Raw genomic sequence first — 14,738 nt, 5'->3', positions numbered from 1 at the left:
CCTGCTCGTACGCTGTGGTGTCTGACCGGCACCGGGAGAGAGAGCAACGCCAGTGGACGTATCCCCGAAGCTCGACGAGCTGATCGCTCTGGTCGAGAGCGCCCGTTCGATGCCGATGTCGGCCTCGTGTGTGGTGAACCGGGCCGAGGTCGTCGCCCGCCTGGAAGAGGTCAAGAACCTCCTGCCGGAGGAGATGGCGGAAGCCCGCCGCATCATCACCGACCGCGACGCGGTCATCGACGAGAGCCGCCGCGAGGCGGAGCGCGTCGTCGCCGGGGCCCGCGAGGAGCGCGGTGCGCTGATCGCCGACACCGACGTGGCCCGCGAGGCGTACGCCGAGGCCGAGCGCATCCTGACCGCGGCCCGCCTGGAGGCCGAGCGCATCCGCGGCGAGGCCGACGACTACGTCGACCAGAAGCTGGCCAACTTCGAGGTCGTGCTCACCAAGACGCTGTCCGCCGTCGGGCGCGGCCGCGACAAGATGCGCGGCCGCAAGGCCATCGACGACCTCGGCGCGTACCTCAAGGCGCAGGACGAGGCCGAGGGCACCGGCCAGCACCAGGTCGGAAGCCTCCAGGCGCGCCTCGACGCCGACGAGAACGCCCCCTTCCTGGGCCAGTCCGCGCCGGTGCCCGCGCAGCAGCAGGGCGGCTACCCCGAGCAACCCCAGCATCCCCAGCAGCCGCAGCACCCCCAGCAGCCGCAGTACGTGCCCGCGGCCGCGGCCCCGCAGCAGGGCGGCTACTACGACCAGGGCTACCAGCAGCAGCCGGTGTACGACCAGGGCGGCTACGAGTCCGGCGGCTACGAGATCCCGCAGTACCAGCAGCAGCAAGGCCAGTACGGGCAGGGCGGCGTACCGCAGCAGGGCGGCCACGTCGAGCAGCGCTACGACGCGGCGCTCGACGAGACGAGCTTCTTCGACACCAGCCTGATCGACGTGCGCCAGTTCAACCCGGACGGCCGCCAGGGCGGCTGACCGCCCCGCCGGCCGCCGCCGTACCGCTCTTCGCGCGGCCGCCCGGCCTCGCGGGGTCGGGGCCCGTCGCCCCCGTTTGGGGGACGGGCCCCGACTTGCGATAGTCTTGTGGACCGGCCCTGCTTGGGATGCCTGCCAAGGCGACCCCGGGGCCGACAATTATGACCGCCACACCTCCCTCCGGAACCGGGGCGAGGTGTTCACCGCATGAGGCAGGACACCCTGGAACGCCTGGACCACCGCAGCCCGCTCGTCGTGGACACACGAGAGCTGGGTCGTCGGCCTGGGTCCATGCGCAAGGTGTCCCGCGAAGTGCCGGCTCCGGCGGACATGAAGATCGAGGTGATCGGCGTCCCCGAGGGTGTGCCGCTCGAGCTGGACCTCCGGCTCGAGGCGGTCATGGAAGGGGTGCTGGTCTCCGGCGTCGCCGAGGTGCCGTTGGCCGGTGAGTGCGTACGGTGCCTGGAGCCGCTTGAGCGTCAGCTCAAGGTGGAGTTCCAGGAGCTGTACATCTACCCGGACAGCGAGACCGAGGAAGACGACGCACCCCGGCTCGTGGGCGACCTGTTCGACCTGGAGCCGGTGCTGCGCGACGCGGTGGTGCTCGCACTGCCGCTCGCACCGGTGTGCCGCGAGGATTGCGGCGGGCTGTGCCTCGAGTGCGGGGTTCTGCTCGACGAGAACCCAGGGCATTCCCACGACACCGCCGACCCCCGGTGGGCGGCCTTGCAGGGCCTCTTCGACGGATCGACCGCCGAAGCCGACGACAACGGTGCGTCTCGCGCCGATGAGAACCAGGAGAAGTAGCCGTGGCTGTTCCGAAGCGGAAGATGTCGCGCAGCAACACCCGCCACCGCCGCAGCAACTGGAAGGCTGTCACGCCGAACCTGGTGACCTGCGACAGCTGCCGTCAGCCCAAGCTGGCCCACATTGCCTGCCCGACCTGCGGCACCTACAACCGCCGCCAGGTCCTCGAGGTCTGATTCCCGGGTAGGTCGTCCCGGTGACGGACTCGCTTGCGAAGTACGCGGATCTGGAAGGGCGGCTCGGCTGGACAGTCGACGCCGCCCTTCTGGAGCGCGCACTCACACATCGTTCGTATGCGTACGAACACGGTGGCCTTCCCACCAACGAGCGCCTGGAATTCCTGGGCGACTCGGTGCTGGGCCTTGTGGTCACCGACACCCTCTACCGCGCACACCCCGAGTTGCCCGAGGGCCAGCTCGCGAAACTGCGTGCCGCGGTGGTCAATTCGCGCGCCCTCGCGGGGGTGGGCCGCAAGCTCGACCTGGGCCGGTTCATCCGCCTGGGCCGCGGCGAGCAGGGCACCGGCGGTCGCGACAAGTCGTCGATCCTCGCCGACACCCTTGAGGCGATCATCGGCGCGGTCTACCTCGACCAGGGCCTGGACGCCGCCTCCGAGTTGGTGCACCGGCTGTTCGACCCCCTTATCGAGGCGTCCGCGGGTCTCGGCGCGGGCCTGGACTGGAAGACCAGCCTCCAGGAGCTGACCGCCGCGACCGGCATCGGCGTACCCGAATACGTCGTGTCGGAGACCGGGCCGGACCACGAGAAGACCTTCACCGCCCTCGCGCGCGTCGGCGGCGTCGACTACGGCACCGGCGTCGGACGCAGCAAGAAGGAAGCGGAGCAGCAGGCGGCGGAGAGCGCGTGGCGCGCGATCCGTGCGCAGTACGGCGACGGCACGACGCCGGTCAACGGCGCGGCGCCGGAGTCGACCAAGGCCAACTGAGCTTCCCCCCGGAGGTCGAGCGTGCCCGAGTTGCCCGAGGTCGAGGTCGTACGCCGGGGCCTGGAGCGCTGGGTCGTCGGCCGCACCATCGCCTCCGTCGAGGTGACGCACCCGCGTGCGGTGCGCCGCCACACGGCGGGTCCGGACGACTTCGCCGCGTCTCTCAAGGGCGCCCGGGTCGAGGCGGCCATGCGCCGCGGCAAGTACCTCTGGCTCCCGCTCACCGCCCGCGACGCGGACGCGCCCGAGGACGCCCTGCTCGCGCACCTCGGCATGAGCGGCCAACTGCTGGTCAACGACCCGGCCACGCCGCGCGAGAAGCACCTGCACGTGCGCTTCACCTTCACCGACGGCGGCCGCGAGCTGTGGTTCGTCGACCAGCGCACTTTCGGCGGCGTCTCCGTCGAACGCGGCGGCGCGGTCCTGCCGCCGTCGATCGCGCACATCGCGCGCGACGTCCTCGACCCGCTGTTCGACGACGACGCCTTCCACGCGGCGCTGCGCCGCCGTGACTCCGAGCTGAAGCGCGCGCTCCTGGACCAGTCGCTGGTGAGCGGCATCGGCAACATCTATGCGGACGAGGCCCTGTGGCGCTCCCGCCTGCACGGCGCCCGCTCCACGGCCACCGTCACCAAGCCGCAGACCGCGCTGCTGCTGGCCTCGGTCCGGGACGTCATGAACGACGCGCTCGCCGTGGGCGGCACGTCCTTCGACAGCCTGTACGTCAACGTCAACGGGGAGAGCGGCTACTTCTCCCGCTCGCTCGACGCGTACGGCCGCGAAGGCGAGCCCTGCAACCGCTGCGCGACGCCCATCCGGCGCATCACCTTCATGAACCGCAGCAGCTACTTCTGCACGAAGTGCCAGCCCACCCCGCGCCCGCGCCGCACGCCGATCGTCCGGCCGGTCGCCGGGTAGTCGTCAGCGCCCGAACTCCTGGGTCCACCAGGGCCCGCCGGAACCGGTGCGGACGCCCACGCCGAGCCTGCCGAAGCCGCAGTTGAGGATGTTCGCGCGGTGGCCCTCGCTGTTCATCCACGCCTCCATGACCGCCTTGGGGGTGGCCTGGCCGCGTGCGATGTTCTCGGCGGCCAGGTAGTCGATCCCCGCGGCCTTGGCGCGGTCCCAGGGCGACTTGCCGTCGGGGGTGTCGTGGGCGAAGTATCCGCGGTCGGCCATGTCGTCGCTGTGCGCGCGGGCGAGGCCGCGCAGCGCGGCGTCCGCCTGCGCAGGGCCGCAACCGGCCGCGGCGCGCTCGGCGTTGACGAGCGCCAGGACCTCGTCCTCGTACGCGGTGCCGGTGCCGCCGGGCGCGGTCGTCGTCGGTGCCGGGGAAAGGCTCTTCGGGGTGAGGGAGGGCGCCGGAGCGGTGGGCTGCGGCGTCGCCGGACCCGTCGTGGCCGGCGACGGTTCCGACGGCGTGCCGGGCGAAGGCACGGGCAGGGACGGGGGCGTGGCCGCGGGCGGTGCGGCGGAACTCGGTTGCGGGCTCGTGCTGACGGCCGCGCCCGGGCCTCCGGCCACCGCCTCTGGCGTGCTCGGCCCTCCGGAAGGCGGCCGGTCGGGACCGCCGGACGAGGACGTGGCCGCGGTCGCATCGGCCGGCGCCGTACGGTCCGCGCCGGAGCCGCCGTCGTCGAGGAGGTCCAGCGAAAGCCGGGTGCCGCCGACCGCAAGGGCGATGCCGAGCAGGACGGCCGCGACACGCAGGGGGCCCAGCCGACGGCGGCGCCGGTGGCCGCGCCGCGCGCGGATCCGGGTCGTCGAGCGTCGGCTGTGCCGGGCCACGGCTTCCCCTTCGGTGTGCCGTACGTTCGTCCCCTCCACCGCGTCCGCATCCCGGCCGCGCGCGCCCTACACGCTGCACGCGCACGCCGCACGCGCCGCGCGAAACGCCGCACGACACGCCGGGACCGGCGTCGGACCTCACCCGATCGGGTGAGCTTGCGCAGGCGACTCTAGGGCACCGCATGGTCCCCGTGAGGCCGGATACGGGTCGGGTTGCGCGCCCTGGTCCGATACCTGCCGCATCTGCCGGGAAGCCCGTGACGAACGGGATCCGGGATGATTTGCGAGGTGGGAGGGACGCACGGGATGCCGGGGGCCAAAGGGGTCGCCTGACCGGGGCCGGATCCAAGATCATCCACGGCTTCCGGGAAACCGCGGGGCGGGCCTCCCGGCTCTCCAATATGTTCTTGACTGCCAAGAGAATTGATGATCTCGTACAGCCAGACACGAGCCGTCCCGTCCGCGTGATCATGCCGCCGACCGGGTGACGGTCGAGTTATCGCGCCGTGATCATATTGACCTGATGGCCTTTTGGTGCGACGCTGGAAGCCCGCGCACCCTATCAGGAGCCACGTGGCCGGGTGCGAAATTTCGACCCGCAGATGCCGGTCGGTCACTCAGCGTGGAGGACCCTCTAATGGCGAAGGCGCTTCTCGGCTACGTCGGCGGCCCCGACCCCCGGCTGCTCTCCGAGATGCGACGGCTTCAGCAGCGCGTACGTGACCTGGAGACGGAGCTTGTCCGTGTCCAGGCCGAGAATGACGCGCTCTACGCCGCCGCGGACGATCGGTTCGACGTATCCCAGGTCGAGCCGGCGCTCTCCCGGGCGTGAGTTCGATCCGATAAACCAGGGACGCCTTCGGCGTCCCTTTGTCGTTCCCGGGAACCGCGCCCCGAGCCTCTGCTCCCGCTTTCCCCCGCTGCCCCCTGAGTGCCCTCGTGGCGCTGAGTACGCGACCCTGGTGTGCCCATCCGGCGGGCCGTGACAGGCCGCCGTGATGACGTGATACCCCGGCATATCCCATGTCACACACCAACCGACACGCCGTCAGGTCACCGTTCTGCGACTTCCCCGCCGATGTGTCCCGGTACGCTGCGGCGGGTGCACCTCAAGAGCCTCACCCTCCGCGGATTCAAGTCCTTCGCATCCGCGACGACGCTGCGGTTCGAGCCGGGCATCACCTGCGTCGTCGGTCCCAACGGATCCGGCAAGTCGAACGTCGTCGACGCGCTGAGTTGGGTCATGGGCGAGCAGGGCGCCAAGTCGCTGCGCGGCGGCAAGATGGAGGACGTCATCTTCGCCGGCACCGCGGGCCGTCCGCCGCTGGGCCGTGCCGAGGTCAGCCTCACGATCGACAACACCGACGGCGCGCTGCCCATCGACTACACCGAAGTCACCATCACGCGGACGATGTTCCGCAACGGTGGCTCGGAGTACGCGATCAACGGCAACACCTGCCGCCTGCTGGACATCCAGGAGCTCCTGTCCGACTCCGGCATCGGCCGCGAAATGCACGTCATCGTCGGGCAGGGCCAGCTCGACTCGGTGCTGCAGGCCGACCCGATGGGCCGGCGCGCGTTCATCGAGGAGGCGGCCGGCGTCCTCAAGCACCGCAAGCGCAAGGAGAAGGCGCTCCGCAAGCTCGACGCGATGCAGGCGAACCTCACGCGCGTCTCCGACCTCACCAACGAACTGCGCCGCCAGCTCAAGCCCCTCGGCCGCCAGGCCCAGGTGGCCCGCCGCGCCGCCGCCATCCAGGCGGACCTGCGCGACGCGAGGCTGCGTCTGCTCGCCGACGACCTCGTGCTGCTGCGCCGGGACCTGGCGGAGGAGATCGCCGACGAGGCCGCGCTGCGCGAGCGGCGCACCGTCGTGGAGCGCGAACTCGGCGAGGTGCAGACCCGCGAAGCCGCGTTGGAGGCCGAGGTCAAGGCGCTCACCCCGCGCCTGGCCCGGGCCCAGGAGACCTGGTACGAACTGTCCTCGCTCGCCGAGCGCGTGCGCGGCACCGCGGGCCTGGCCCAGCAGCGCGTCCGGCATGCCACGTCGCAGCCCGCCGAGGAGCGCCGGGGCCGCGACCCGGAGGAGATGGAGCGCGAGGCCGAGCGCATCCGCGAGACCGAGGCGGAACTCAAGGAAGCCCTCGAAGAGGCGATGGTCCAGCTCGCCGAGACCACCGAGCGGCGCGGCGAGCTGGAACGCGCGGTCGCCGACGAGGAGAAGCGGCTCCGGGACGCGGCCCGGGCGATCGCCGACCGGCGCGAGGGGCTCGCCCGGCTGAGCGGCCAGGTGAACGCGGCCCGCAGCCGGGTCGCCGGTGCCGACGCCGAGATCGGGCGCCTCACCGAGTCCCTCACCGCCGCGCGTACCCGGGCCGAGGCCGCGCAGCGGGAGTTCGACCAGTTGCAGGAGCAGACCGGCGGCGCCGAGGAAGGCGACGACGGCGACGGAGCAGGCGGGCGCGGCGGCTCCGACATCGAGGCCCGCCTCACGGAGGCCCGGGAACTGCTCGCCGAGGCCGAGGAGTCGCTCACCGAAGCCCGCGACACGGAGAAGGAGTCCGAGCGCGAGCGCGCGGCCGTCACCGCCCGCAAGGAGGCCCTGGAACTGGGCCTGACGCGCAAGGACGGGGCAGGCGCGGTGCTCGCCGCGGGGGACCGGCTCTCCGGCGTGCTGGGCACGGTGGCCGCCCTGGTGACGGTCGAGCACGGCGCCGAGACGGCGGTCGCCGCCGCACTCGGTGCCGCGTCCGACGCGGTCGCGGTGGCCGATGTCGGGTCCGCCGTCGACGCGTTGCGGCTGCTGCGCAAGGACGACGCGGGCCGCGTCGGGATACTGGTCGGCGACTCCGCCGGGCCGGAGCCGACGGGTGCGGCCGACTGGCCCGCTTTGCCGCCGTCCGCGGTCTACGCGGTACGCCTGCTCACCGCCCCGGACGACCTCACCGGCGCCGTGCACCGCCTGCTCGACAAGGTGGCGGTCGTCGACGACCTCGCCGCGGCCGCGGACCTGTTGGCCTCGGTGCCGGGTGTACGCGCCGTCACGCGCGAAGGCGACCTGGTCGGACCGGACTTCGCACACGGCGGCTCGGCGTCGGGCGCCAGCCTCCTCGAAGTCCAGGCGGCGGTCGACGAGGCCGCCGAGCGCCTGGCCGAGCTGACGGACCGCTGCGCCCGAGCCAGGGACGAACTCGTCCGGGCCACCGCGGCCCGCAAGGACGCCTCCGCCGCCGTCGAGCAACTGACCGCCGAGCGGCGCGAGATGGAGAAGGCGCGCTCCGCGGCGGCCAAGGAACTGGGCCGGCTGGGCGGCCAGGCGCGCGCCGCGGCGGGCGAGGCCGAGCGGCTGGCCGCGGCCGTCGCGAAGGCGGAGAGCGCCAAGGAGCAGGACACCCTCGCGTACGAGGAACTGTCGGCACGGCTCGACGCCGCCGAGGAGATGCCGGACGAGGAGGAGCCGGACTCCTCCGCGCGCGACCGCCTGGCCGCCGACGCGACCGCGGCCCGGCAGGCCGAGATGGAGGCGCGCCTGTCGGTGCGCACCCACGAGGAGCAGGTGAAGGCGCTGTCGGGACGGGCGGATTCGCTCGACCGGGGGGCGCGCATGGAGCGTGAGGCGCGCTCGCGGGCGGCCGAGCGGCGTGAGCGCATGGCCGTCGAGGCCCGGGTGGCGGGGGCGGTGCTCGCCGGTACGCAGTCGCTGCTCCGGTACGTCGAGGCGTCCCTCGCCCGCGCCGAGGCCGAACGCTCCGCCGCCGAGGCGGCCCGCGCCTCGCGCGAGCAGGAACTGGCGCGCGAGCGCACCCGGGTGCGTGAACTCGCCGGTGAGCTGGAGAAGTTGACGGACTCGGTGCACCGCGACGAGATGCTGCGCACCGAGAAGCGGCTGCGCATCGAGCAGTTGGAGGCCAAGGCCCTCGAAGAGCACGGCATGGACGCGGCCGGCCTGGTCGCCGAGTACGGCCCGGACCAGATGGTCCCGCCGACGCCGCCCGCCGAGGGGGAGGAGCGCGACCCGGACTCCAAGGAGGCGCAGCCGCGTCCGTACGTCCGGGCGGAGCAGGAGAAGCGGCTCGCGGCGGCGGAGAAGGCGTACGTCCAGCTCGGCAAGATCAACCCGCTGGCGCTGGAGGAGTTCGCGGCGCTGGAGGAACGCCACAAGTTCCTGACCGAGCAGCTCGAGGACCTCAAGAACACCCGCCGCGACCTCTTGCTGGTGGTCAAGGAGGTCGACGAGCGCGTCGAGCAGGTGTTCACCTCGGCGTACCACGACACCGCACGCGAGTTCGAGGGGGTGTTCTCGCGGCTGTTCCCGGGCGGCGACGGCCGGCTGGTGCTCACCAACCCGGACGACATGCTGACCACCGGGATCGAGGTCGAGGCGCGTCCGCCCGGCAAGAAGGTCAAGCGGCTGTCGCTGCTGTCCGGCGGCGAGCGGTCGCTGACGGCGGTCGCGCTGCTGGTGGCGATCTTCAAGGCGCGGCCGAGCCCGTTCTACGTCATGGACGAGGTCGAGGCGGCCCTCGACGACACCAACCTCCAGCGGCTGATCCGCATCTTCGCCGAGCTGCGGGAGAGTTCGCAGCTGATCGTGATCACCCACCAGAAGCGCACCATGGAGGTCGCGGACGCGCTGTACGGCGTCTCCATGCGCGGCGACGGCGTCACGACGGTGATCAGCCAGCGGCTCGCGCGCGAGGACGAGAAGGTGACGATCGTGGGCTCGGAAACCGTCACGGCCTGATCGGGCGACGGCTCATCCGGCGCCGACCGATCCCGGGCGACGGCTGATCCGGGCGACGGCTGATCCGGAAGCCCGTGGTCGGACGACGCGGAAGGGCGGCTCCGGAGTCCGGAGCCGCCCTTCGTCGCGTTGCGGTCGTGCCCGAGCTCGGACCGCCCGGGTGGTCCCGGGCCGCCGAGGCCTACTCGGGCTTGTTGTGCGGCATCACCTTGTCGGCGAAGAGCTGGAGGCTGGCCCAGCCCGCGTCGATCGGGAGGCCGCCGCACAGCGGGTGCAGGATGATCGCGTCGGTCAGGCCCGCGCTCTTGGCGGTCGCGATCAGCTCGTCCGGCGTGACACAGGCGTAGATGCCCTCTTCGCGCAGCGCCTCGACGGAGTGTGCGGAGGACTCCATGACCGACTCGATGTCGGGGGTCTGCCACGCGGCGTAGGTCTCGGCCTCGTGCAGGAAGTACTTGCCGTACTCCGCCCACGCCTTGTCCGGGTCCTCGGTGCAGTAGACCATCTTGGTCGCGGCCGACGGCAGCATGGCGAAGCCGCCCTCGAAGCCTTCCTGCGCCGCGAGCTCGTAGTAGTACTGCTCCAGCTCGGGCAGCGGCGCGGCGGCGAAGAACGGCAGGCGGAAGCGGACCGCGCGGCGGACCGAGGCCTTGGCGGTGCCGCCGATCATCACCATGGGGTGCGGGTCGGTGAACGGGCGCGGCGTGACGCGTACGGTCTGGCCGTTGTACTCGAAGGGCTCGCCGGTCCAGGCCTTGAGGAGGGTGTCGATGACCTCGTCCTGGATCTTGCCGCGGCGCTTCCAGTCCTTGCCGATTCCCGCGTACTCCTCGGGCCGGTAGCCCAGGCCCGCGACGATCGACAGGCGGCCGCCGCTGATGTTGTCGAGGACGGCGATGTCCTCGGCCAGGCGGATCGGGTCGTACAGCGGCGCGAGCAGCGCCGAGATGATCACGCCGATGCGGTCGGTGGCGCCGAGGACCGCGCCCGCGGTGCTGAGCGGCGACGGGCTCCAGCCGTTCTCCGCGCCGTGGTGCTCCTCCAGCGTGACCATGTCGAAGCCGTTTTTGTCCGCGAACTTGGCCATTTCGATCGTGGCCTGGTAGCGCGACGCCACGTCGGCACGGTCCAGTCCGGGCGTCACCTGGTTGAACCGCAGATTCGTCACTGCCATGGGGGCTGCACACCTTCCGATCAACCCGTCGCCCCGGCGATTCCGGCTCGGGGGACCAGGGCGCATGCTTGGCCCCGGCAAGCTATCTGACACTCAGTCAGGATTCAACGGTTGACAGAACGTGATTCCTTCGGCCGTGCGGCGCGTCCGAACGGGCACGGATGAGGTTGGCGTCCCGACCGTCTGGGAGACTGGAGCTCCTATGGAGATTCTGATCCTTTCCGTCGTCATCGCGGTTGTGGTGCTCGGCGCCGCCGGCTGGTTCGTCGTCGGCTCGCGCCGCCGCGGCTCCGTCGCACCGCCCCCGCCCCGCACCCCCGTCGAGCCGAGCGTCGGCGAGGATGCGCAGCCCCTGCCCGAGCCTCCGCGCCGCGGCGTCGACACGCTCGACCTGCCGGAGGCCGAGGCGCCGCCGGAGGCGCCCGCCGCACCGGACGGCGTCGAGGCGCCGCCCGCCCTGGATGTCCCCGAGCCGACCGCGGGCCGCCTGGTCCGGCTCCGGGCCCGCCTCGCGCGCTCCCAGACCAGCCTCGGCAAGGGCCTGCTGGCACTGCTCGCGCGCGAGCACCTGGACGAGGACACCTGGGAGGAGATCGAGGACACCCTGCTGACCGCCGACGTCGGCGTCGCGCCGACGCAGGAACTGGTCGAGCGGCTGCGTACCCGGGTCAAGGTCCTCGGCACCCGCACCCCGGCGGAGCTGCGCACGCTGCTCCAGGAGGAACTGCTCGCCCTCCTCGGCACCGAGTACGACCGCTCGCTCAACACGGCCAAGCACGAGGACGGCCGTCCGGCGGTCGCGATGGTCGTGGGCGTGAACGGCACCGGCAAGACGACCACGACCGGCAAGCTGGCCCGCGTCCTGGTCGCCGACGGGCGCACCGTCGTGCTCGGCGCGGCCGACACCTTCCGCGCGGCGGCGGCCGACCAGCTCCAGACCTGGGGCGAACGCGTCGGCGCGCACACCGTCCGCGGCCCCGAGGGCGGCGACCCGGCGAGTGTCGCCTTCGACGCGGTCAAGGAGGGCATCGCCGAGGGCGTCGACACCGTGCTCATCGACACGGCCGGCCGCCTGCACACCAAGACCGGCCTCATGGACGAGCTGGGCAAGGTCAAGCGGGTCGTCGAGAAGCACGGCCCGGTCGACGAGGTCCTGCTCGTGCTCGACGCGACGACCGGTCAGAACGGCCTTGTGCAGGCCCGCGTGTTCGCCGAGGTCGTCAGCATCACCGGCATTGTGCTGACCAAGCTGGACGGCACCGCGAAGGGCGGCATCGTCGTCGCGGTGCAGCGCGAACTGGGCGTGCCCGTCAAGCTCGTCGGCCTCGGCGAGGGGCCGGACGACCTGGCGCCGTTCGAGCCCGCGGCCTTCGTGGACGCCCTCATCGGCGACTGACCCCGACCCGTCTCCGGCGGGCGTTCGAGGAACGACCGAGCGGCGCACGTACCGGACGTACCGGGAACGCAGGTTCCCGGCCGGGACGTGCGCCGTTCGCGTGGGCGGGGGGCGGAAGGGCCGGGCACGCGGACGAGCGGGCCGCCCGTACCGCCGGCACGCCGCCCGCATTGCCGTCAGGCCGCAGGCACGCGCATGCCGGGCGGGGTCAGCGGAGGATCAGGACGCGAGCCACATGCCGCTGCCGGTCCGCGCGCTGTTGCGGTGGCAGGCGTACGCCAGCGTCCCGAGCAGCAGCCGGGCCTCCGGCAACACCAGCTCATCCGCGTCCGGCGGGCGCACCCACTCGGCGGCGCCGAGCATCCCGAGCGGGGACGGCGGCGCGAAGATGTAGTCGCCCTCGCCGTGGCAGCGCAGGTCGAGTTCGGCGTCGTCCCAGCCCATCTGGTAGAGCAGGTGCGGCAGTTCGGTCGCGGCACCGGGGGCCACCAGGAAGAACATCCGGCCCGTGGGGGTGCCGAGCACGGGGCCGAGCGGCGTGCCCATGCGCTCCAGGCGGACCAGGGCCCGGCGGCCGGCGTGGCGCGGCACGCCGATGGCGTCGAAGGCATGGCCGGTGGGCAGGACGACCGTGCTGTCCGGCCATTGCGACCACAGGTACCGTGCCGCGGCAGGTGCGCTGGTCGCGTGTGCGGACCACTGCGGGTCCGACGGATGCATGCCGGGGGCGGCGCACGCCGACCGGCCGCAGGAACAGCGGGTGCTGCGCCCGTCCCGCACGAGGTACGTGCCCTGCGTGACGGGCCAGCGCCGCTGCTCGACATACTCCGACACCGCCTGCCACAGGGCAGTCCGGGTGCGTCGGCGCGATCCGAGCATGATGTCCATGACCTCCCAACGGCTCCCGTCACGTTTGGTTACGGTCCCGGTGTCCTCCCGCGACGCGCCCGTGAACCCGCCGTGTACGGACCGTGGGGCGCGTCCGCCGAGGCCCTGCCGCGGGCGCCGACGTACCCGGGGGGCGGCCGCTCGCGAACGCTGCGAAACACCGTGTGAACTGTGCGGACTGTACGGACACCCCCAAGTCAACCGCGCATGACCGGGGGCGGGCCCCTGGCGCGAGGGGTGGCGAACACTGGCGTTTTGCCGTTCCCACCCCGGGAGCCGGGCGAGCGGCCTACTTTCGGCATACGGGACATTGCGCACGGTCTTCTCGGGCTGTGTGGGGTGCACAGGGGGAGAAGCCGGTGACAATCGCCCAAACCGAAGCCGACGCACAAGCCGAACGCCCGTCCGGCGCACCAGCCGACGGGCGCTTCGGCGATCCGCTCGCACCCGCGTTCGGAGCCACCCGCATATCCGGCGGCAAGCAGCCCAACGACCGCCTGGCCTCGTGGTTCGAGCGCACCGGCTGGTCCAAGGGCGAGTTCGCCCGGCAGGTCAACCGACGCGCCCGCCGCCTCGGCGCGCTGCACGTCTCCACCGACACGTCGCGCGTGCGCCGGTGGCTCGACGGCGAGCAGCCCCGCGACCCGATACCGCGCATCATCTCGGAGCTGTTCAGCGAGCATTTCGGATGCGTCGTCGCGGTCGAGGACCTCGGATTCAAGGAACCGGGCGCGCTGTTCACCGGCTCGGGCGTGGACCTGCCGTGGGCTCCGGAGTCGGTCGTCGAACTGCTCGGCGACTTCTCGCGCAGCGACCTCATGCTGGGCCGCCGCGGCTTCCTCGGCGCGTCTCTGGCGTTGTCCGCGGGCCCCGCGCTGGTGGAGCCGATGCAGCGGTGGCTGGCGCCGTCGCCCGTACCGCCGTTACCGCCTAAGGCACCCCAGGCGCCGGGCCGGCTCGGGATCGGCGAGCTGGAGCAACTGGAGGCGACCGTACGCCTGTTCCGCAGCTGGGACATGCAGTGCGGCGGCGGTCTGCGGCGCAAGGCGGTGGTCGGCCAGCTTCAGGAGGTCACCGACCTCCTCCAGGACGTCTACCCCGCGCCGGTGCGCGAGCGCCTGTTCCGCCTGACCGCCGAACTCTCGCTGCTGGCCGGGTGGATGTCCTACGACGTGGGCATGCAGCCCGGTGCGCAGAAGTACTTCGTGCTCGCCCTACACGCCGCCAAGGAGGCCGGCGACCGGCCGCTCGGCGCCAACGTGCTGGGGGTGATGAGCCGTCAGATGATCCATCTGGACCGGCCATCGGATGCCCTGGAGCTGATCCACCTGGCGCAGTACGGCTCGCGCGACACGGCGGGCCCGCGTACCCAGGCCATGCTGTACGCCGTCGAGGGACGTGCCCACGCCGCGCTCGGCCAGGCCGACAAGTGCCGCCGCGCCCTGTCCGTCGCGGAACAGCTCCACGCGGACGCCCCCGAGGCCGACGAGCCCGACTGGATCCGCTACTTCGGCGCCGCCGAGCTGTCCTGCGAGACCGGCCTCGCGTTCCGCGACCTCGCCTACCGGGGGGCGGCGCCCGCCGAGCGGGCCAGGGAGCCGCTGGAGGAGGCCGTACGCCTCTTCGCGGGCACTCCGGAGTACCAGCGGTCCCATGCCCTCGGCCGCGTCGGCCTGGCGGCCGTGTACGTCCTCGTCCGCGACGCCGAGCGGGCCTGCGACGCCGCGGGGTACGCCCTGTCCCTGGCCGCCCGAGTGCGTTCCGAGCGGCTCACCACGCGTCTGCGACGCACCGTGCGGAGCGCCGTCGACCTGTTCGGCGACCAGCCGTGCGTGCGCCGCCTCGCCGACCGCCTCCAGGGCGAACTGCCCGAGGCGGCCTTCCCCCTGGTGTGAGGCCGCGCGGCACGGGTCCGGAAAAGAGGCGGCGCCCCTCCGCGACCCGGCCAGGCCGAGCCAACTTGCCGCACATGCCCGCGCCCGACGTGCCTCCGAAGCCGTCGTACGCGCTCTGGCG

The 14,738-nt window shown here is 72.5% G+C and carries 12 protein-coding genes; 9 read left to right on the top strand and 3 right to left on the bottom strand.

Annotation, left to right across the window (positions count from 1 at the left end):
- The first annotated feature begins 52 nt into the window (after positions 1-52).
- The 5 genes from AB0C36_RS33280 to mutM all read left to right on the top strand — a co-directional run bounded on the left by AB0C36_RS33280 (position 53) and on the right by mutM (position 3,650).
- The gene (locus AB0C36_RS33280) at positions 53-979 is read left to right on the top strand and encodes an ATP synthase subunit B family protein (protein WP_358361618.1); all 927 of its coding nucleotides are present in this window, start codon (positions 53-55) and stop codon (positions 977-979) included.
- 207 nt (positions 980-1,186) lie between these two features.
- Complete coding sequence (locus AB0C36_RS33275; RefSeq protein ID WP_358361615.1) at positions 1,187-1,786, top strand: YceD family protein; 600 nt, start codon at positions 1,187-1,189, stop codon at positions 1,784-1,786.
- 2 nt (positions 1,787-1,788) lie between these two features.
- A complete protein-coding gene (gene rpmF, locus AB0C36_RS33270) occupies positions 1,789-1,962 on the top strand; it encodes a 50S ribosomal protein L32 (protein ID WP_358361612.1) in 174 nt (57 codons plus the stop codon).
- Positions 1,963-1,982: 20 nt separating this feature from the next.
- Complete coding sequence (rnc, locus tag AB0C36_RS33265; RefSeq protein WP_358361609.1) at positions 1,983-2,732, top strand: ribonuclease III; 750 nt, start codon at positions 1,983-1,985, stop codon at positions 2,730-2,732.
- 21 nt (positions 2,733-2,753) lie between these two features.
- Positions 2,754-3,650: a bifunctional DNA-formamidopyrimidine glycosylase/DNA-(apurinic or apyrimidinic site) lyase gene (gene mutM / locus AB0C36_RS33260; protein ID WP_358361606.1), complete on the top strand. Its 897-nt coding sequence runs from the start codon at positions 2,754-2,756 to the stop codon at positions 3,648-3,650.
- 3 nt (positions 3,651-3,653) lie between these two features.
- Here the strand turns inward: mutM and AB0C36_RS33255 are convergent, their stop codons facing one another.
- On the bottom strand, positions 3,654-4,559 hold the full coding sequence (locus AB0C36_RS33255; RefSeq protein ID WP_358361604.1) for a CAP domain-containing protein: 906 nt from the start codon (positions 4,557-4,559) through the stop codon (positions 3,654-3,656).
- A 598-nt stretch (positions 4,560-5,157) separates the two neighbouring features.
- Between AB0C36_RS33255 and AB0C36_RS33250 the strand changes: the two genes are divergently transcribed.
- Together AB0C36_RS33250 and smc are read left to right on the top strand one after the other, a co-directional pair.
- Positions 5,158-5,352: a hypothetical protein gene (locus tag AB0C36_RS33250; RefSeq protein WP_358361601.1), complete on the top strand. Its 195-nt coding sequence runs from the start codon at positions 5,158-5,160 to the stop codon at positions 5,350-5,352.
- A 270-nt stretch (positions 5,353-5,622) separates the two neighbouring features.
- On the top strand, positions 5,623-9,264 hold the full coding sequence (gene smc, locus AB0C36_RS33245) for a chromosome segregation protein SMC (RefSeq protein ID WP_358361599.1): 3,642 nt from the start codon (positions 5,623-5,625) through the stop codon (positions 9,262-9,264).
- A 181-nt stretch (positions 9,265-9,445) separates the two neighbouring features.
- On the opposite strand, the gene AB0C36_RS33240 is transcribed toward smc, so the two are convergent.
- A complete protein-coding gene (locus AB0C36_RS33240) occupies positions 9,446-10,438 on the bottom strand; it encodes an LLM class flavin-dependent oxidoreductase (RefSeq protein ID WP_358361597.1) in 993 nt (330 codons plus the stop codon).
- Positions 10,439-10,640: 202 nt separating this feature from the next.
- Between AB0C36_RS33240 and ftsY the strand changes: the two genes are divergently transcribed.
- Complete coding sequence (ftsY, locus tag AB0C36_RS33235) at positions 10,641-11,834, top strand: signal recognition particle-docking protein FtsY (RefSeq protein WP_358361595.1); 1,194 nt, start codon at positions 10,641-10,643, stop codon at positions 11,832-11,834.
- 219 nt (positions 11,835-12,053) lie between these two features.
- Here ftsY and AB0C36_RS33230 read toward each other — a convergent pair whose 3' ends face one another.
- A complete protein-coding gene (locus AB0C36_RS33230; protein ID WP_358361594.1) occupies positions 12,054-12,722 on the bottom strand; it encodes a bifunctional DNA primase/polymerase in 669 nt (222 codons plus the stop codon).
- A 467-nt stretch (positions 12,723-13,189) separates the two neighbouring features.
- On the opposite strand from AB0C36_RS33230, the gene AB0C36_RS33225 reads away from it, so the two are divergent.
- Entirely contained in the window at positions 13,190-14,617 is a 1,428-nt protein-coding gene (locus AB0C36_RS33225; RefSeq protein ID WP_358361646.1) for an NsdA family TPR-like regulatory protein, read from the top strand.
- The last annotated feature ends 121 nt before the right edge of the window (positions 14,618-14,738 follow it).

The sequence above is a fragment of the Streptodolium elevatio genome, from assembly GCF_040649515.1.
GTDB lineage: Bacteria > Actinomycetota > Actinomycetes > Streptomycetales > Streptomycetaceae > Yinghuangia > Yinghuangia elevatio.
This window is presented reverse-complemented; position numbering and strand designations above follow the sequence as displayed.